This window comes from Neotamlana nanhaiensis, assembly GCF_000943555.1.
Taxonomy (GTDB): domain Bacteria; phylum Bacteroidota; class Bacteroidia; order Flavobacteriales; family Flavobacteriaceae; genus Neotamlana; species Neotamlana nanhaiensis.
On record NZ_JTDV01000005.1, the window covers coordinates 80565 to 100984 of the forward strand.

Annotated in this window: 18 protein-coding genes; 5 read left to right on the forward strand and 13 right to left on the reverse strand. The window is 32.6% G+C overall.

Going from position 1 to position 20420, the window contains the following annotated elements; genetic code table 11:
* Positions 1–108 precede the first annotated feature (108 nt).
* The 12 genes from hisD to PK35_RS07940 form a co-directional block, all read right to left on the reverse strand.
* Complete coding sequence (hisD, locus tag PK35_RS07885; protein WP_044626163.1) at positions 109–1392, reverse strand: histidinol dehydrogenase; 1284 nt, start codon at positions 1390–1392, stop codon at positions 109–111.
* Between the two features lie 177 nt (positions 1393–1569).
* Entirely contained in the window at positions 1570–2427 is an 858-nt protein-coding gene (gene hisG, locus PK35_RS07890; RefSeq protein WP_044626164.1) for an ATP phosphoribosyltransferase, read from the reverse strand.
* A 326-nt stretch (positions 2428–2753) separates the two neighbouring features.
* Complete coding sequence (locus PK35_RS07895; RefSeq protein ID WP_044626165.1) at positions 2754–3569, reverse strand: prohibitin family protein; 816 nt, start codon at positions 3567–3569, stop codon at positions 2754–2756.
* A gap of 10 nt (positions 3570–3579) precedes the next feature.
* On the reverse strand, positions 3580–5619 hold the full coding sequence (locus tag PK35_RS07900) for a hypothetical protein (RefSeq protein WP_044626166.1): 2040 nt from the start codon (positions 5617–5619) through the stop codon (positions 3580–3582).
* A gap of 15 nt (positions 5620–5634) precedes the next feature.
* Positions 5635–6381, reverse strand: coding sequence for a 3-oxoacyl-[acyl-carrier-protein] reductase (fabG, locus tag PK35_RS07905; RefSeq protein WP_044626167.1), 747 nt, complete (start codon positions 6379–6381; stop codon positions 5635–5637).
* Between the two features lie 114 nt (positions 6382–6495).
* A complete protein-coding gene (gene sucD, locus PK35_RS07910; RefSeq protein WP_044626168.1) occupies positions 6496–7383 on the reverse strand; it encodes a succinate--CoA ligase subunit alpha in 888 nt (295 codons plus the stop codon).
* A 79-nt stretch (positions 7384–7462) separates the two neighbouring features.
* Positions 7463–8407, reverse strand: coding sequence for a UDP-3-O-(3-hydroxymyristoyl)glucosamine N-acyltransferase (locus tag PK35_RS07915; protein ID WP_044626169.1), 945 nt, complete (start codon positions 8405–8407; stop codon positions 7463–7465).
* An 80-nt stretch (positions 8408–8487) separates the two neighbouring features.
* Entirely contained in the window at positions 8488–9054 is a 567-nt protein-coding gene (efp, locus tag PK35_RS07920; RefSeq protein ID WP_044626170.1) for an elongation factor P, read from the reverse strand.
* Between the two features lie 24 nt (positions 9055–9078).
* Complete coding sequence (gene lpxA, locus PK35_RS07925; RefSeq protein ID WP_044626171.1) at positions 9079–9864, reverse strand: acyl-ACP--UDP-N-acetylglucosamine O-acyltransferase; 786 nt, start codon at positions 9862–9864, stop codon at positions 9079–9081.
* 1 nt (position 9865) lies between these two features.
* Positions 9866–11272, reverse strand: a complete 1407-nt coding sequence (locus tag PK35_RS07930) for a bifunctional UDP-3-O-[3-hydroxymyristoyl] N-acetylglucosamine deacetylase/3-hydroxyacyl-ACP dehydratase (RefSeq protein ID WP_044626172.1) — start codon at positions 11270–11272, stop codon at positions 9866–9868.
* Positions 11259–12287: a UDP-3-O-(3-hydroxymyristoyl)glucosamine N-acyltransferase gene (lpxD, locus tag PK35_RS07935; protein ID WP_044626173.1), complete on the reverse strand. Its 1029-nt coding sequence runs from the start codon at positions 12285–12287 to the stop codon at positions 11259–11261. Before lpxD ends, PK35_RS07930 begins: the two co-directional genes overlap by 14 nt.
* 51 nt (positions 12288–12338) lie before the next feature.
* Entirely contained in the window at positions 12339–13559 is a 1221-nt protein-coding gene (locus PK35_RS07940) for an HD domain-containing protein (RefSeq protein ID WP_044626174.1), read from the reverse strand.
* A 71-nt stretch (positions 13560–13630) separates the two neighbouring features.
* Between PK35_RS07940 and porX the strand changes: the two genes are divergently transcribed.
* The 4 genes from porX (at position 13631) to PK35_RS07955 (ending at position 16490) form a co-directional block, all read left to right on the forward strand.
* Positions 13631–15178, forward strand: a complete 1548-nt coding sequence (gene porX / locus PK35_RS07945; protein WP_044626175.1) for a T9SS response regulator signal transducer PorX — start codon at positions 13631–13633, stop codon at positions 15176–15178.
* A gap of 94 nt (positions 15179–15272) precedes the next feature.
* Positions 15273–15677, forward strand: coding sequence for a tRNA (adenosine(37)-N6)-threonylcarbamoyltransferase complex ATPase subunit type 1 TsaE (gene tsaE, locus PK35_RS07950; RefSeq protein ID WP_044626176.1), 405 nt, complete (start codon positions 15273–15275; stop codon positions 15675–15677).
* 185 nt (positions 15678–15862) lie between these two features.
* Positions 15863–16006, forward strand: a complete 144-nt coding sequence (locus PK35_RS17730) for a hypothetical protein (RefSeq protein ID WP_202903826.1) — start codon at positions 15863–15865, stop codon at positions 16004–16006.
* Positions 15969–16490 (forward strand): hypothetical protein, encoded by a 522-nt coding sequence (locus PK35_RS07955; protein WP_117624664.1) that lies wholly within the window; start codon positions 15969–15971, stop codon positions 16488–16490. Before PK35_RS17730 ends, PK35_RS07955 begins: the two co-directional genes overlap by 38 nt.
* Here PK35_RS07955 and PK35_RS07960 read toward each other — a convergent pair.
* Positions 16487–18901: an outer membrane beta-barrel family protein gene (locus PK35_RS07960; RefSeq protein WP_044626178.1), complete on the reverse strand. Its 2415-nt coding sequence runs from the start codon at positions 18899–18901 to the stop codon at positions 16487–16489. The two genes, PK35_RS07955 and PK35_RS07960, sit on opposite strands and share 4 nt — an antisense overlap.
* Positions 18902–19213: 312 nt before the next feature.
* On the opposite strand from PK35_RS07960, the gene PK35_RS07965 reads away from it, so the two are divergent.
* A complete protein-coding gene (locus PK35_RS07965; RefSeq protein ID WP_044626179.1) occupies positions 19214–20413 on the forward strand; it encodes an alanine dehydrogenase in 1200 nt (399 codons plus the stop codon).
* The last annotated feature ends 7 nt before the right edge of the window (positions 20414–20420 follow it).

The window sequence follows — 20420 nt, forward strand, 5'->3', positions numbered from 1 at the left end:
CAGTTTTATTTTCTAAAAGGCTTCGACTGCGCTCAACCTGACATAACGATACTTGTTTATTTTGTTTTAATGAGATACTGAAACAAGTTCAGTATGACAACAACACGTTTATTTTAAATCTTTTAAACGGATGCTTACCGCATTTTTATGTGCTTGTAATCCTTCGGCTTCAGCCATTAATTCAATAGTTTCACCAATGTTTAAAATACCTGCTTTTGATATTTTTTGAAACGTCATACTCTTCATAAAACTATCTAAATTCACACCAGAATAAGCTTTACTAAATCCGTTTGTTGGTAATGTGTGATTGGTTCCTGATGCGTAATCGCCTGCGCTTTCAGGTGTATAATCGCCTATAAATACAGAACCTGCATTTCTAATATTATCTACATAGAAATCTTCATTTTTCGAACAAATAATGAAGTGTTCTGGCCCGTATTGATTGATTAAATCTAAAGCCACTTCATCATTTTCAACATAAATAGATTTTGAATTCGCGATAGCTTTTTCGGCAATTCCCTTGCGTGGTAACACTTGTAATTGTCCTTCAACTTCCTCAGAAACTTTAGCAATCAGCTCTTTTGAAGTTGCCACTAAAATCACTTGACTATCTACACCGTGTTCGGCTTGACTTAACAAATCGGAAGCGATATAACTTGCATTGGCGCTATCATCAGCAACTACTAGCAATTCACTTGGACCAGCAGGCATATCGATAGCAACACCATATTTTGTTGCCAATTGTTTTGCCACAGTTACAAACTGATTTCCTGGTCCGAAAATTTTATAAACCTGCGGAATAGTTTCTGTGCCAAAGGTTAAAGCCGCAATAGCTTGAATGCCGCCAACTTTAAATATTTTGGTAACGCCACAAAGTTTTGCTGCATACAATATTTCAGGAGCTAATTTCCCTTGTTTATTTGGTGGCGAACACAATACAATCTCGTTACAACCTGCAATTTGAGCAGGAGCTGCCAGCATTAAAACCGTAGAAAACAAAGGTGCTGTTCCTCCAGGAATGTATAAACCAACACTTTCAATGGCTCGTTTTTCTTGCCAGCATTGTACACCATTTGTAGTTTCTAATTGTACTTTTTGTGTTTTTTGTGCACTATGAAAAGCCTCAATGTTACTTTTTGCATTTGCAATTGCGGTTTTTAAAGCTTCAGGAATGCTTTTAACAGCTTCTTCAATTTCGTTTGCAGATACCAAATTAGTTTCTAAAGCAACTTTATCAAACTTCTCAGTGTATGTTTTAATGGCTTTATCGCCATTGTTTTGCACATCGTTAAACACTTCGCTAACAATGCCTTCAATATCACCAACAGTTTGCGTTGGACGTTTTAAAATGGTTGTCCAAGTGGCTTTATCTGGATTGTTTATTATTTGCATAAAACTTTCATTTCTTCATTTTCGTAAAAGCGGAAAATTATTTTGTGTCATTCAGAACGCTGTGATGAATCTTTTAAAACTTTCAGATTCTTCGGTCGTTCGTTCCTCTGAATGGCATTATTAATCCTTTAAAATAACTTAAGATTTCCGTTTTCACGGAAATGTAAAAAGTATTGATTAGAGTACCATTTTCTCGATTGGGCAAACCAAAATACCTTCGGCACCGTTTTCCTTTAAAGCATCGATAACATCCCAAAAATCATTTTTGTTAATTACAGAATGTACCGAACTCCAGCCTTCTTGTGCTAATGGTAATACGGTTGGACTTTTCATACCTGGTAATAAACTTACAATTTTATCTAATTTATCATTTGGTGCATTCAGTAATACGTACTTCGAATCGTTACCTTTTAAAACGGCTTTCATTCTAAATAACAACTTATCTAAAATGGCTTGCTTATCTTCAGATAATTGTGGTGCTGAAGTTAATACAGCCTCACTTTTAAAAAGCACTTCAACTTCTTTTAAATTGTTTTTAAACAACGTACTTCCGCTGGAAACAATATCAACAATAGCGTGAGATAATCCAATGTTTGGTGCAATTTCAACCGAACCATTAATAATATGAATATCGGCTTTTTCACCTTTCTTTTCGAAATATTGATTTACCGTATTTGGGTAAGAGGTTGCTATTTTTTTTCCGCGTAAATCTTCAATAGAATTGTAACTTTCACCTTTAGGAATAGCAATAGAAACCTTACATTTTGAAAATCCTAAACGCTCTACAATTGGTAAATCGCTTCCCTTTTCAATTAACGTATTTTCACCTAAAATTGCGATATCGACAACACCATCGCGCAAATATTGAGGAATATCGCCATTACGTAAATACAAAACTTCCATAGGGAAATTTCGAGCTTTGGCTTTTAATTGGTCTTTACCATTATCGATGGAAATACCACAATTTTTAAGTAAGTCTAACGATTCTTCGTTTAATCGTCCAGATTTTTGAACTGCAATTTTTAATTTACTCATTTTTAATTTCGTACTATTAAGTTGTAGTTGATACTACTTTGAGATCCCCACTTTCGCGGGGACTATTTCAAATTGTTTACAATACAATTTGAAAAGAAAAACCCGCTTGATTTTCTCAAACGGGTTAAATATTTTGAATTTATTCAATACATCTTCACTTCGCTTGAGAGCAAATATGAAAATGATGATGAAATTGAATAAAAGTCATGTCTTTGTTATTTCTTGTGGCAAATATCTATATTTTAAGTAATATTTCAAACTTTAAAATACTTTTATTAAAACATTTTACAATTTTTAAGTTTTTGTAAAATATTTATCTTAATTCTTTACTGATTTCCTAGAATAATTGGCATTCCGCTATCACCAGAACCAATTATAACTACTTTACTATTTGGCGATTCGGCTAATTTATTGGTTGCTTCAATACCTTTATCTTGTAAAATTTTATCGGTTAACGAGGCACTTAAAATTTTATTAGCCTGCGCTTTACCTTCAGCTTCAATAATTTGTCGTTCGGCTTCTTTTTGCGCTGTTACTAATCTAAATTCGTACTCCAACGACTCCTGTTCTTGTTTTAATTTACGCTCAATAGCATCTTTTATAGTTGGTGGTAATGTTACATCTCTAACTAAAATTTCATCTAAAACAATATATTGTTCATCAACAATTTTTTTAGTCTCTTCAAAGATTTCACGTTGTATTGCATCACGCTTACTTGAATATAGTTGCTCTGGTGTATAGCGACCAACAACGCTACGTGCCGCCGAACGAATTGTTGGTAAAATAATACGACTTAAATAATCTTCACCAATTTCTTGGTGTAACTTCCCTAAGTCGCTATATGCAGGCTTATACCATGCTGAGGCATCTAATTGAATATCCAATCCGTTAGACGATAGCACCTTCATTTTTTCAAAAATTTCTTGGCGTCTTACTTCGTAAACATATACCTTGTTCCAAGGTGCGACAATATGAAATCCCTCACCCAAAGGCGCTTCATCAGTAACAACACCACCTCCAAAGGTTTTATACAAAACACCAGCCTCACCAGAACCAATAGTTACTGCCGATTTTGATAAAGTAATAATAAGTATAACCGCTGCAATTATTACAGGGAATGCAATTTTTGGTAATTTATCCATGTTATTTAGTTTATGTTAATCCGTTATATTTCCGTAGAAACCACTCCAAACCTAAGCTTAAGACGATTATGGCTAGTAAATACGTCCAATCGATTAAAGGTATGGTTTCTTTTTTACTTTTTTGTATTGGCGTGAAACGATTGTCGTTAATTAAGGTAGATGATAATTTTGAGGTATTATCACCAAAAAACATATTTCCATTACTCTTTGTAGCAATTTGCTCAAGCTTTGTTACATTAGCGCTTAAAAATTGTTGCTCAACATTATAGTTTAAAACCTCAAAACGACCTGATTTTGATAAATTATTGGATGAAGCGGTAATTTTGAAACTGTATTCACCCGCATTTAAATTACTCAAATCAACTTGATAATTATTGTTTTTAAGAACCAAAGGATACGTTTTTTGTTCCTTTGAAGCCTCATTAATTACAGTGATATTAAGACTTTCACGAGCATCGAAAACAAAATTCTTATCAAAATACTCGGCTTTTATTATAATTTTACTTCCGCTGTTATAAAACGTTTCGTAATCAATATTTAATCGGCTTCTATTTTGATTCGTATTTAAAAACTGAATAAGCTTTCCTACAAAATCGTCAAATGCATTGAACGATTGCGTATTCAAATAGCTTTGTGCGCGCCATTGCCAAATATTTTCACCTAACAATAATACTTCACGTTGTTTGTCGTTTTCGAGCGTAACCAAAAGCGGCTCATTTACAGAAACACCATTTAATGTTTTATTTAAAATAACTTGATACGGCGTATTGAAAATTATGGAGCTATAATTTGAATGTAACGGAGGAAAACTTTCAAAATTAATATCATCTACAATAAAAGGTGAAAACCCTCTATTTAATTCTGCTTGGTAATTTTCGGTTTGATTGGTTATTTCAAACTCGTAATTATTTTGAATATTATTAAGAAAGACTAAGTCTGATTTTGTTCCAACAACAACTAATTTGTTTGTTTTTGTTTGATTTATTTTATCAAGAACACCCTTAAACTTATCATTCGGATTAAACAATACAACCAATTTAAAATCATTGTTTTGGTTAATATAATTTTCAGGTGAAATTATTTCAATTTCTCGCTGTTTATTGCTTTCAATACTTTTTTTAAGAAGTCCGATATCCGGATGACTAATAGCACTTACAATAGCAATTTTTGTTTTTTCGTTAATAACTTCTACGGTAAAATTCTTTGTGTTATTTATAGTGTTTTTTTCATTTTTTAAAGGCGAAACAACCGCTTTGTAATTGCCAAACCCAACTGCAGTTGCTGGAAGCGTAAAGTTTAAAACTTTAGAATTATTGTTTTTTGAAAAACTAAGAGTTGTAGTATAAATTACTTGATTATTTCTATAAACTGAAAATTTAGAATTTACATCGTTGGCACCATTATAAACCACAATCGCTTCAACAGGAAATTTATTATCTAAATACGCATATTTATTAACGTTAAGTTGTTCGATTTTCAAATCGGTATACGTTATTGTATCACCCAAAACCACTGGAAAAATGGGTTGCTTATACGAATTTGTTATAAATTGATAGTCGTTACCATAGGTTTGGTTACCATCGGTAATTAAAATTGTTGGCGCTGTAAGTTGTTTATAAACTTGATTTAATTGATTAAATGCAGAAGAAATATTGGTTTGATTTTCGGAAAAAGTTAGACTGTCTAATTCCGATAAATTTTCTCCAAAACTGTAAAATTTTAAATTAAATTTTTGATTGAGTTGAGCATCTTCTTTTAAATTCTTAACCAAATTTGAAGCTAATTGCTCTTGTTTTAAATGTTGAACGGAATTAGAATTATCGACCGCTACAATTAAATTCGCCTTTTCGCTATAAACCGTTTTATTCTCAAATTGCGGATTAATTATCAAAACCAACACCGAAAATATGGTTACAAAACGCAAAAACAAAAAAAGCATGTTTAATTTGAACATGCTTTTATCCTTTTTTTTGTAATACTGAAAAAAAGCGAGTGATAAGGCTATAATTCCAGCTAAAACAATATATAAAACGGTTGTTTGTACTTGCATTAAAACTTAAACAAATTAAGTTAGCATTCCGCCATCAACATTTAAAGTTTGACCAGTAACGTAAGCACTCATATCGCTTGCTAAAAACACACAAACATTAGCTACATCTTCTGGAGTTCCTCCTCGCTTTAATGGAATACCAGCACGCCAACCTTTTACAACTTCTTCATCTAATTTTGCCGTCATTTCGGTTTCGATAAATCCTGGCGCAACTACGTTACTTCTAATATTACGAGAGCCCAACTCTAAAGCTACCGATTTAGAAAAACCAATAATTCCAGCTTTACTGGCAGCATAATTAGTTTGTCCTGCGTTACCTTTTACACCTACAACAGAACTCATATTAATAATTGAACCTTTGCGTTGTTTTAACATCGTACGCTGTACAGCTTTTGTCATGTTAAACACCGATTTAAGGTTTACTTCAATAACTTTATCGAAATCATCTTCGGTTATGCGCATTAACAAATTATCTTTTGTAATACCAGCGTTGTTAATTAAGACATCAATACTACCAAATTCTTTAGCTACTTCTTCGGCTAATTTTTGAGCTTCATCAAAACTAGCCGCATTACTTTGGTAACCTATGGCTTTCACACCAAGTGCATTTAATTCTTGCTCAAGTGCATTAGCAGCTTCAACCGACGAACTATACGTAAAAGCAACATTGGCTCCTTGTTTAGCAAATGCTTCAGCAATACCTTTTCCAATACCACGGCTCGCACCAGTAATTATGGCGGTTTTTCCTTCTAATAATTTCATTTATATATCAAGTTAGTTTATTATTCTTATTTAATTCAAAGATAATAAATACAAATATTACAAATAAAAAAACCTTACAATAATGCAAGGTTTTAATATTTTTAAATGTGTTTATTATCCTAAAACTTCGGCAACTTTAGCACCAATTTTTGCAGGAGAATCTACAACGTGAATACCACATTCACTCATAATTTTCTTTTTTGCTTGAGCTGTATCGTCACTACCACCAACAATAGCACCAGCATGCCCCATAGTACGACCAGCAGGAGCAGTTTCTCCAGCAATAAAACCAATTACAGGCTTTTTACTTCCGCTTTCCTTGTACCATTTTGCAGCATCGGCTTCTAATTGTCCGCCTATTTCACCAATCATAACCACAGCTTCGGTTTCAGGATCGTTAATTAACAATTCAACAGCTTCTTTAGTTGTGGTTCCAATAATAGGATCGCCACCAATACCAATTGCTGTTGTAATACCTAAACCTTGTTTTACAACTTGGTCGGCTGCTTCATAGGTTAATGTACCTGATTTTGATACAATACCTACTTTACCTTGTTTAAATACAAAACCAGGCATAATACCAACTTTTGCAACACCAGGTGTGATAACACCAGGACAATTAGGACCAATTAAACGACACTCTTTGTTTTTTATGTAGTTTGATGCAGTAATCATATCTGCAACCGGAATACCTTCTGTAATACAAATGATAACTTTAATTCCAGCATCGGCAGCTTCCATAATAGCATCGGCAGCAAATGCAGGTGGTACAAAAATAATACTTGTATTTGCACCAACTTTTTCAACAGCTTCGGCAACCGTATTAAAAACTGGTTTTTCAAGGTGTTCTTGTCCTCCTTTACCTGGAGTTACACCTCCAACTAAATATTCATTTTTAAAATCAACACCATACTCAATCATTTGACTTGCGTGAAAAGTACCTTCACTACCAGTAAAACCTTGAACTATTATTTTTGAATCTTTGTTTACTAAAACGCTCATTTGTCTATATTTTCGTTTGTTTAAATATGTTGAAAACAAAAGTAATTTTTTGAATTATATTTTTAAAACAAAAACACAATTACTTTTCGTTATTTTTTTTTAAAGTATCGATTAATTTTGGCAACTGTTTAATTATTGCCATTTCCTTTAATTTTGTTCGCACTTCTTGAATGGGTGTACCCCAATAAGTCGTATTACCTTCAATGGATTTTGTAACTCCTGATTGCCCTTGTACCACAGCACCTTTACCTATTGTAATACCACTTGTTGTACCTACTTGACCCCAAAGGGTTACTTCGTCTTCAACCACCACGCATCCTGCAATTCCAACATGTGAAGCGATTAAACATTTTTTTCCAATAATGGTATCGTGCCCAACTTGAACCAAATTATCAATTTTTGTACCTTGTTTTATGGTTGTATCTCCTGTAACACCTCTATCAATGGTACATGAAGCACCAATATCAACATGGTCTTCAATAATCACTCTGCCGCAAGAAATAAGTCTATCGAATCCTTCCGGACGCTTTTTGTAATAAAACGCGTTGGCACCTAATACAGTTCCTGAATGAATGGTTACATTGTTTCCAATTACAGCATCATCATAAATACTAACATTGGCATGAATAGTACAATTTTCACCAATTACCACATTATTCCCAATAAATGTATTGGGTTGAATAATTGTTCCTTCACCTATTTTTGCTGAAGCCGAAACAGACACGTTTGAAGCTACAAAAGGTTTAAAATGAAGACTTAACTTATTAAAATCCCTAAACGGATCATCACTTATCAACAACGCTTTACCTTCTGGACATTCTACTTTTTTATTGATTAAAATAATAGTTGCCGCAGAATTTAGAGCTTTCTCGTAATATTTTGGATGATCTACAAAAACAATATCTCCAGGTTCTACCACATGAATTTCGTTCATGCCTAATACCTCAAAATCAGGGACACCAACATAATCAACATCGATTAAACTGGCTATTTCTTTTAAAGAAAATGGTTTAGGAAATTTCATCTATTCAGTCTTCAGTCTTCGGTATACAATCTTCTGCATTAGTGTTTTTACTAATTAATACTGTAAACCCCGAACTGATTTTACTCTTTAACGCGTTCTTTATAAGTACCTTTTTCGGTTTCCACCTTAATTTTATCACCTTCATTTATAAAAAGTGGTACGTTAACTTCGGCACCTGTTTCAACCGTCGCAGGTTTAGTAGCGTTAGTTGCTGTATTTCCTTTTACACCAGGTTCTGTATGTGTTACTTCTAAAATAACGGTTGCAGGCATATCAACAGAAAGTGGCATGTTATCTTCAGAATTAATTTGAATCGTCACAATTTCACCTTCTTTCATTAAATCTGAACGATCTAAAGCAGATTCTGTTAACTGAATTTGTGTATAATCGGCTTCATTCATAAAATGAAAATATTCACCATCATTATATAAATACTGAAATTTATGTGTTTCTACACGAACATCGTCTAATTTATGTCCCGCAGAAAAAGTATTATCGATAACCTTTCCGTTGGTTACACTTTTAAGCTTTGTTCTTACAAACGCAGGACCTTTCCCTGGTTTTACGTGTAAAAATTCCACCACTTTATAAATATCGTTGTTATAGCGAATACATAATCCGTTTCTAATATCACTGGTTGTTGCCATTATACTATTTTAATTTACTTATTTTTAATTTGATTTGAAATATCCTTTCATTATACCGCGTTGCGAATCTTTTATAAACTGAAGAATTTCGTCGCGTTCTGGTGTAGCTTCCATTTCAGCTTCAATAATTTCTGAAGCTTGCGTATTGTTATAATTCTTTTGGTAAAGAATACGGTATATATTTTGAATCTCTCTAATTTTTTCGGTTGAAAAACCTCGACGACGTAATCCAACAGAATTGATTCCAACGTACGAAAGCGGCTCGCGAGCCGCTTTTACAAACGGAGGCACATCTTTACGTACTAAAGAACCTCCAGTTACAAAGGCGTGATTACCAACAGACACAAACTGATGAACCGCCGTCATACCCGCTAAAACCACATAATCGCCAACTGTAATATGTCCTGCTAAAGTACTGTTGTTTGAAAAAATACAGTTGTTTCCCACCACACAATCGTGTGCAATGTGACAATAAGCCATAATTAAACAGTTATCGCCAACTACAGTTTTCATTTTATCTACTGTGCCACGATTAATGGTTACACACTCACGAATGGTTACATTGTTACCAATTTCTACAGTGGTATCTTCGTCGTTATATTTTAAATCTTGAGGAACCGCAGAAATTACTGCACCAGGAAAGATATTACAATTTTTACCAATTCTGGCACCTTCCATAATGGTTACGTTACTACCAATCCAAGTCCCCTCACCTATTATTACATTATTATGAATGGTTGCAAAGGGTTCAATAACCACATTTTTTGCAATTTTTGCTCCAGGATGTACGTATGCTAAAGGTTGGTTCATGTTATTTTACTTTTGAAATTTGGGCCATCAATTCTGCTTCTGCACATAATTTTCCGTTAGCATAAGCATAACCTTGCATGTGGCAAATACCTCGACGTATTGGTGTAATTAACGAACATTTGAAGATTAAAGTGTCACCAGGCATTACTTTTTGTTTAAACTTCACGTTATCCATTTTCATGAAAAAGGTTAAATAATTTTCTGGATCTGGCACCGTATTTAATACTAAAATCCCACCTGTTTGGGCCATAGCTTCAACTATTAAAACACCAGGCATAACAGGAGCGCCAGGAAAATGACCTTTAAAGAACTCTTCGTTCATGGTTACATTTTTAGTTGCTGTAACGTAACTTTCTTCGAGTTCGAAAACCTTATCGATTAATAAAAATGGTTGTCTGTGAGGCAACATTGCCATGATTTGAGTAACATCCATTAATGGTGGCTGATTCAAATCGATATTTGGTACATTGTTGCGACGCTCATTTTTAATAAGCTTCGATAATTTTTTAGCAAATTGTGTGTTAACAAAATGTCCAGGTTTATTAGCAATAACTTTACCACGAATGCGTGTGCCAATTAAAGCTAAATCGCCCAAAACATCTAATAATTTATGTCTTGCAGCTTCGTTTGGATAATGAAGCGTTAAATTATCTAAAATACCATTTGGTTTAACTGCAATGGCGTCTTTTTTAAAAGCATCTTTTAATTTTGCCATAGTTTGTTCTGATAATGGTTTATCTACATATACTATGGCGTTATTTAAATCGCCTCCTTTTATTAATCCGTTTTCAAGAAGCATTTCAATTTCATGTAAAAAACTAAAGGTTCTTGAGTTTGAAATTTCTTCTTTAAAATCTGAAATATGATTTAAAGTTGCATTTTGAGTGCCTAAAACTTTTGTACCAAAATCCACCATAGTAGTTACTTGATACTCTTTTGCTGGCATTACTAAAATTTCGCTACCTGAAGCTTCATCTATATATGAAACGATATCTGTTATTTCAAATTCTTCACGAGTTTCTTCAAGCTCAACAATACCAGCTTTTTCAATAGCTTCAACAAAAAACTTTGACGATCCGTCCATAATTGGCGGTTCCGAAGCGTTTAACTCAATTAAAACATTATCTACATCAAGACCTACTAAAGCAGCCAAAACATGTTCAGATGTTTGAATTGACACTCCGTTTTTCTCTAAACAGGTACCACGTTGCGTACTTGTAACATAGTTTGCATCGGCTTCAATTATTGGTTCGCCTTCTAAATCTACACGTTTAAAAGCTAAACCAGCATTTCCTGCAGCAGGTTTAAAAGTTAAGGTAACTTCTTTACCTGTATGCAAACCAACGCCTTTTAAGGTAACGGCTTTATTTATGGTTTTTTGTTTTATTTCGGTATTAATTATTCCCATCTAATTTTTTTTCGATTTCGTTTATATTTTTAACAATCTTGGGTAAGTTTTTAAAATACACATACGATTTATTATAATCGCCATAACCTAACGCTGGCGACCCTTGTAATACTTCGTTGTCTTTAATATTTCTACCAATACCCGATTGTGCTTGTATTTTAACATTGTTACCAATGGTAATATGGCCAACAATACCCACTTGCCCTCCAATAATACAGTTTTCGCCAATTTTGGTTGAACCTGCTACTCCAGTTTGAGCTGCAATAACCGTGTTTTTACCAATTTCAACATTATGGGCAATTTGTATTTGATTATCAAGTTTAACACCTTTACGTATAACCGTTGATCCGAGTGTAGCTCTATCAATAGTTGTTCCTGCTCCAATATCAACATTATCTTCTAAAATCACGTTTCCGGTTTGAGGCACTTTATTGTACTCGCCATCTTCATTGGGTGCAAAACCAAATCCGTCGGCACCAATAATAGCTCCAGAATTTATAACACAGTTGTTACCAATAATACAATCAGAATAAATTTTAGCACCTGCAAAAACCACAGCATTATCGCCTATTTTAACGTTATCGCCAATATATGCATTTGGATAAATTTTGGCGTTATTACCAATAGAAACATTATCGCCCAAGTAAGCGAAAGCTCCAACATAAATATCTTCACCGTAAGATGCAGTTTCTGAAATAAACGACGGGTTTTCAATACCCGTTTTGTTCATTTTTACTTGGTTGTAATACTCTAATAATTTTGAAAACGATTTATAAGCATCATCTACTTTTATTAGCGTAGTTTCAATTGGGTTTTCAGGCTCGAATGTTTTATTTACAATTGTAATAGAAGCCTTTGTTGAATATATATAGGATGTATATCTTGGATTTGCCAAAAATGTTAAAGCACCTTCGTGCCCTTCTTCAATTTTAGCAAGTTTAGATACTTCAATATCAGGATTTCCAACAACATCACCCTCTAAAATACTTGCTATCTGTTGTGCAGTAAATTTCACAAATAATTAAGTTAGTTCTTATTTAATTCACGCAAAAATATAAAAAATGTACTAAAGTTTTTGCTTGGGGTAACATATATAATATTTTGTTACTGGTTTTGAAAGTGCTTTTAGGTTCAGTTGATCGGAAGCTTTTACAATATCTTCAATTTTTCCAGACTTATGTAAAATGTTAATTCCCTTGGTATTTAACTGATAAGCTTGATTAGACATGCTTCCGGTAAAAACAAAATATTCAGCTTCGTTTTCTGTAATATTATATGTGTTAATTATTTCTTTTTTGTGTTTTTCTAATGTTAACACCTTAATAGGCTTCTTTTTCACTTTAATTTTTAATAAATTTCTATTAATTATCATATTACAAAGTGAACGCAATACAAAATCAGGATGATCTTGCCATTGTTTCATGGCAGAAATAATATCGTAATCGTCTAGTTTCGAGAAAACCTCAATTGTTTCATTATTAAAATTAGCGAGATTTATTTTATTATTTAAAAAATACAATATTGGCTTACTAGCCGTGATAGTAACGCCAGCGTCATTTAACTCTTTGGCTCGCATTAAAACTCTTATTAATAATTGTTCGGCCACTAAACTGGTTTTATGCAAATACACCTGCCAATACATTAGACGTCTTGCAATTATAAACTTTTCAATGCTGTAAATACCTTTTTCTTCAACTACTAAATTATCATCAACCACATTTAGCATTGTAATTAAACGCTCGCTATTTATGTTTCCTTCGGCAACACCCGTATAAAAACTATCTCGCTTTAAATAATCGGCTCGATCCATATCTATTTGCCCAGAAATTAATTGACATAAAAATTTACGTTTATAATTCCCTTTAAAAATATCGATTGCAAGCGTTAAACTTCCGTTAAATTCTTCATTTAAACGCTCCATAAAAATTAGTGAAATCTCTTCATGAGATACATCGTTTACAATACTATGTTCCATGGCATGCGAAAATGGCCCATGACCAATATCGTGTAACAAAATAGCGCAATACAGAGCCATTTCTTCATCTTCAGAAATGCTAACCTCCTTAAAACGAAGTACATTTACGGCTTGCTGCATTAAATGCATGCAACCAATAGCATGATGAAAACGTGTGTGATGTGCTCCCGGATAAACTAAATACGACATACCCATTTGGGTGATGCGACGTAATCGCTGAAAGTATTTGTGCTGAATTAAATCGAATATTAGCGAATTTGGTATCGTAATAAATCCGTAAATTGGATCGTTTAATATTTTAAGTTTATTCAAACTATAATCTTTTAAATAATTACAAATATAACAATCGCTCTACAACGGGCACGAAATAAAGACTAAACATTATGATAAATATACTTTGGGTTGATGATGAAATAGATTTACTTAAACCACACATTTTATTCCTTGAGAAAAAAAATTACAAAGTAAGCACTTGTAAAAGCGGTACCGAAGCTATTGATGCCTTAGATGAAGAAAATTTCGATATTGTTTTTTTAGATGAAAATATGCCAGGTTTAACGGGCCTGGAAACGCTAAACGAAATTAAGGAGAAAAAGGACACCCTACCGGTGGTAATGATTACCAAAAGTGAAGAAGAATACATTATGGAAGAAGCTATTGGTAACAAAATAGCCGATTACCTAATAAAACCTGTTAATCCTAATCAAATTTTACTAAGCTTAAAAAAGAATTTAGATCACTCCAGATTGGTAAACGAAAAAACCACCTTAAATTACCAACAAGAATTTAGAAAAATAGCTATGGATTTAGCTATGGTAAACAGCTATGAAGATTGGGTAAGCTTATACCAAAAGCTAATTTATTGGGAAATACAGCTAGAAGATATTGAAGATGCCAGTATGTTCGAGATTTTAGAGTCGCAAAAAGTTGAAGCTAATTCGCAATTTGGAAAATTTATCGATAAAAACTACCCCGATTGGTTTCACAGAGATGCCGATGCCCCAATTATGTCGCACACCTTATTTAAAGAAAAGGTAGTGCCCGAAATTAACATCGAACAACCAACGTTGTTAGTTGTAATAGATAATTTGCGTTACGATCAATGGAAAGTTTTCGAACCTATTATAAACAACTATTATAAAAAAGATAGCGAAGATGCCTTTTTTAGCATTTTACCAACCGCAACACAATATGCCAGAAATGCCATTTTTTCGGGCTTAATGCCAAGTGAAATGGAGAAGTTATATCCCCAATTTTGGAAAAATGATACCGACGAAGGTGGTAAAAATTTACATGAAGCCGATTTTTTAGAAACGCAAATAAAACGTTTAGGTTTAAACCATTTAAACTACGAATATCATAAAATAACCAATTTAAAAACAGGAAAAAAACTTGCTGAAAACTTCAAATCTTTAAAAAATAACGACTTAACTGTTGTGGTTTATAATTTTGTTGATATGCTCTCTCACTCTAAAACCGAAATGGAAGTAGTAAAAGAACTCGCATCAAACGATAAAGCTTACCGCTCGCTTACACTTAGCTGGTTTAAAAACTCACCGCTGTTAGATATAATTCAGCAAGCACAACGCATGGGCTTTAAACTTATATTAACTACAGATCATGGTACTATTAATGTTAAAAACCCATCGAAAGTTATTGGAGATAAAGACACTAGTTTGAATTTACGTTATAAAACCGGGCGAAGTTTAACCTACGAAAATAAAGATGTATTGGTTGCAAAAAACCCAAACGAAATTTACCTGCCATCAATTAATATGAGTAGCTCTTTTATTTTCGCTAAAAATGATTTATTCTTTGCATACCCCAATAATTACAACCATTATGTAAGCTATTACCGAAACACATACCAACATGGAGGCGTTTCGCTTGAAGAAATGATTATTCCATTTGTTGTGTTTTCGCCTAAATAATCTACTAAACGTAAAAAACCTCGATAAATAGCGTGTTTTTTTAGGAATTATAAAATATAATAATTATTATTGTTAGCAATTTTCTTGAAAAACATTGGAAATACAATATAAACTAAATGATATTGAACAAGTTGCCCTAAAGCTTGTTGAAAACCTTAAAACTAAAACTATTTTGTTTTATGGTGATATGGGAGTTGGTAAAACTACTTTAATAAAAACCTTAGTAAAAATTTTAGGTAGCCATGACGAAGTAAGCAGCCCTACGTTTTCTATTGTAAATGAGTACCAAATTAAAAACGAGAAAATTTTTCATTTTGATTTGTATAGAATAAATGATGAAGAAGAATTATATAATTTCGGAATTGAAGATTATTTAAATACAAACGATTGGAAATTTATTGAATGGCCTCAAAAAATAGAATCTATTCTATTTGATGAATGCGATAAAATAGTAATTGAAACCGACCAAAAACTAAACAGAATACTAAACCTAAAATAACTGACTAATAGCTTTGCTTATGAGAAAAAAATAACAAAAAACACACGAAAATTGAAGTTTTACGGGAAACCCGTAACGGTTTTTTAAAAAATCGTCTGTTTTAACATTACTTTAACATTTTAGCAAAACTTCAACAAGTGCTTTGCCTTATGTTTGGGGTATAATTAATTTAATCCCTTATAACAATGAAAACAAAAAAGTATTTAGTTGCAATCGCAATTTTCGGAGGAGTGTTATTTTTAGCTCAAGCTGCTAACCAGTACAACCAAAATGCAGAACAAACAGCAAAAATTGAAAAAGCAAGAATCAAGGTTCCTACACACGGATAAGAAAATATATATAATAGGAAGTTTAGTTGCTACATTAATAGCTTCAACTCCTTATTTATTTTACTTATATGAAAGTGTTCCAGACCAAAAGGTTTGGGACACTTTTTTATTTACAATTAAAAGTAATTATTATGAAAGTGTTTTTGTATTAGCATGGACTTTAACAAGTAAATTAATACCTCTCTTTCTTCTATTTATATGGTTTTTTACTTGCAGACATTGGTGGTATCATGTTTTATTAGTTCCAATTGCTATGTACATATACCAAATATTCACAACCTTAAATGAAGATTTTTCAATTGTTGACTCTAATCAATTAATTTATTTATTACCTATCATGGCTATTGTTATACCTTCTATTTATCTTATTAGAGCTAGAATTTTTGACCAAATTAATCAAGCAACTAAAAGTTTGGAAGAACTTGAAGAAGAATTTAAAGTGCGACCTAAATCCTTTTGGGGAAAGTTTAAAGATTACTTTTAATCTAGTCGCTCTCTTTCTTCAACCTCAATATTTCTTTTGTTTGTGCTTAAACGGTAGTTCCCAAATTTATAATTAAAACTAGCCACAAACATTCTGTTTTCCATTTTTGAGTCGTAATACGAACTTTGGTTTAAAAACTGAGTGCTTTCGTTAAAGTTTTGGGTATTAAACACATCGGTAACCCCTATTCCTAATGAAGCTTTATTATTCCAAAAAGTTTTTCTTAAATTAATATCTAGGTTTCCTCGTCCGCTCACATTCGATGGTCCATCTACATTTGCCGATAAATAAGTACACGACACATCGAGCGACAAACTATGATCTTTTAACAACGAAAAGTAATGGTACATTAATAAATAAAAAGACCACTTTTTATTAAGGTAAGGCGTGTTAGTATCAAATGTTTTAAACGTACTTTCGTAATAAAACAACGAAGACAACACATATAAATTCCACCTATTTACTATTGGTGTATACGTCATAAAATCTAAACCATACGAAACCGCATCGTTTACATTTGCGTAAACATATTGCATTTGGTTATTTTGATTATCCTGAAATTTAATTTCATAAAACGGATTGTTTTCATTTCTATAATAGAGTTCAAAGGTATAATTACTCTTTAAAGTATAACCCAATATAAACGAATCGTCAATTTGTGGTAACAAATTTGGATCTCCAACAATATAAGTATTGTCGTTTAAATAAAACTTAAACGGGTTTAACTCTTCAAACCTTGGCCTGTAAATGCGTCGGTTATACTGTAAATAAACTTGATTATTATCATTAAAAGCATGCAACAGATGAAACGTTGGGAACAATTTAAAATAGTCTTTGTTATTTGTATTGGTATCGAAAACCGATATACCTTCCAACTGTGTAAACTCCGAACGCAACCCTAACTTTAAACTCCATTTTGCCCATTCTTTAGCATAACTAAAATAAGCGGCGTAGTTAAATTCATCGTATAAAAATACATTGGAATTATTAAAATCTTCTTCTTTTTCTCCATCTACAAAAATGAATTGATCTATTTCACTATCGGAATTAATATGCGACAATTTAATACCTGTTTCAATTTTTGATTCATTTAAAGGCAACTCGTAATCTATTTGCCCTGTACTTAACCTAATAACTTGACTGTTATAAGTTTGAAACTTGTTTTCTCTAAAAGCATTAACGGTGTTTGGATAAAAATAATCGGTATTAACATCTTGGAAATTAGAATCATCAAAATACGTATGATGTAAACTTACAGAAAGTTTCTCGCCTTCTTTTTTAAACTTTTTCACATAATCGAGTGTGAACGCCAAATTAAATTTTTCGCTTACGGCTTCGTTTGAAGTATCAAAAATAGAGTCTAAATTTTTGTTTGCATCAAATACTTGTGTTGAAGAAAAAATATCTGTTTGCGTACCACGCCTAGGTTGCAACATAACATTGGAGGTAAAACCAATGGAGTTTTTATCGTTTATTTCATAATCAATGTTAGCGCTTATATTTCTATTGGCCGATTCGCGAACACGTTCATAATCGGTTTCCCAACTTGTTTCCGTTTGATTATTTTCAATAAAATTAACAGTTTGGTATTGGTAACGATAATCTTTTCTAGGACTAACATTGTAACTTAAATACGCACCAAGTTTTTTTGCTTTATAAAAATGACTAGTACCAGCCGAATATTTAGGAAACTGAAAGCCTTGTTTAAAATTCCCAAAAATACTGCCGTGGTAACCTGCAATTATATTTTTACTGGTTACAATATTTAAAACAGCACCACCTTCGGCATCATATTTAGCTGGTGGATTGGTTATAACTTCAACAGATTTTATATTACTTGCGGGTGTGCCTTCTAGCAATTGTACTACTTCTGTTTCCGATAAATGTACACGCCTGTCATTAATATAAATAACTGGCGGGCTATTTTTTACTGTAATTTTTTCATCTTGTACAATAACACCCGGCGTATGTTTTAAAACATCAAAAACATTTTGATTGGATAAGGTGGAGTTTTCAACATTAAAAATTAATCTATCTACGGTTCGTTTTACTGTTGGGCGTTTACTAACTACTGTAACACCATCGAGATTTTCAACATTTTCTTTAAGTATAATAACACCTAAGTTTATATCGTTACTTATAGAAAATTTTTTCTCAAATGTTTCAAACCCTAAATAACTAATCTTTAAAAAATAATCGCCATTTTTTATTTGAGTTATTAAAAATTGTCCTTCTTCATTTGTTGTACTTCCTGTTAACGGTGTTTTTGAATCTTTGGTTAATAGTACAACATTTGCATATGGGATTACAACATTATTAATATCGTTTAAAACACCTGATAAACTAAATTCTTGAGAAAAACTTAAAATTGAACATAATAAAAAAATGAAGTGCGTTAACTTGTTAATCATCTGTACTATTAAAGGTAAAAAAAAGCCCTAATATTTGGCTTAATAGCACACTAAATTAATTTTTTTTTTAAACTTATAGGTGGAAATATTTATTAATTATGATTTTTCTGAAAAACCACACAAATAAAAAAGAATTATCTTACAAAAATTTATTTTTCATTATAACGTGTTAACGTAGTATCATTTAAAATTTGATGGAAATGCTTAGCAAAATTTCTAATTTAAATAAAAAGAATAATGTGCAATTTATAACAGCTTTCATTATCAATTAAAAATTTATTTGTAATTTAATTTTTTATTAAAACACTTACTATGCCAGAGTCCTTATCGCCTTTTACCAAGCAACAACTTATTCCACAAGAAGAAAAACTTGAAGTTTTTAAGAAAAAAGGAGATTTATTTATAGGAATTCCAAAAGAAACCGCTTTTCAAGAAAAACGAGTATGTTTAACACCCGATGCGGTATATGCCTTAGTTAGTAATGGGCACCGTGTTTTGATTGAAGCTGGTGCTGGCGAAAATGCCAATTTTAGCGATAGAGATTATAGTGAAGCTGGCGCCGAAGTAACCAACGACACAGCTAAAGTGTTTTCGTGCCCAATGATTCTAAAAGTGGAGCCACCATCTTTAGAACAAATAAAGCTTATTAATCCGCAAACCATTATTATTTCTGCGCTTCAAATAAAAACGCAATCAAAAAAATATTTTGAAGCTTTAGCAGCTAAACGTGTCACAGCATTGGCTTTCGAGTTCATTAGAGACGACGATGGCAATTACCCTGCTGTTAGATCTTTAAGTGAAATTGCAGGAACAGCATCGGTACTTATTGCGGCCGAATTACTTTCGGATACAAAAAATGGTAATGGCCTAATGTTTGGTAATATTAGTGGTGTTCCACCAATTCAAGTCGTCATTTTAGGTGGAGGAACGGTTGGTGAATTTGCCTCAAGAAGTGCCTTAGGTTTAGGTGCTAATGTAAAGGTTTTTGATAATTCACTTACTAAACTTAGGCGTTTACAAGCCCATTTGGGGCGCCCAATTTTCACATCAACTATTCAACCTAAAAATTTAACCAAAGCTTTAAAGCGTTGTGATGTTGTGATAGGAGCTGTTCGTGGTGCCAACCGCTCTCCTATTTTAGTGACCGATCAAATGGTGCAATCCATGAAAAAAGGTAGTATTATTATTGATGTTAGTATAGATATGGGTGGTTGTTTTGAAACCAGTGAAGTAACAAACCACGACAAACCAACTTTTTTACGACATGATGTAGTGCATTATTGCGTACCAAATATTCCGGCGCGTTACCCAAGAACATCCTCAATATCAATAAGTAATATATTTACGCCTTATTTATTAAAAATTGGAGAAGATGGCGGATTGGAAAATTCCCTACGTTTTGATAGAGGTTTAAAAAATGGGTTGTATTTTTACCACGGAATTTTAACCAGTAAATCGGTAGCAGATTGGTTCGATTTAGATTGTAGCGATATTAATTTGCTTATTTTTTAATTGCCGA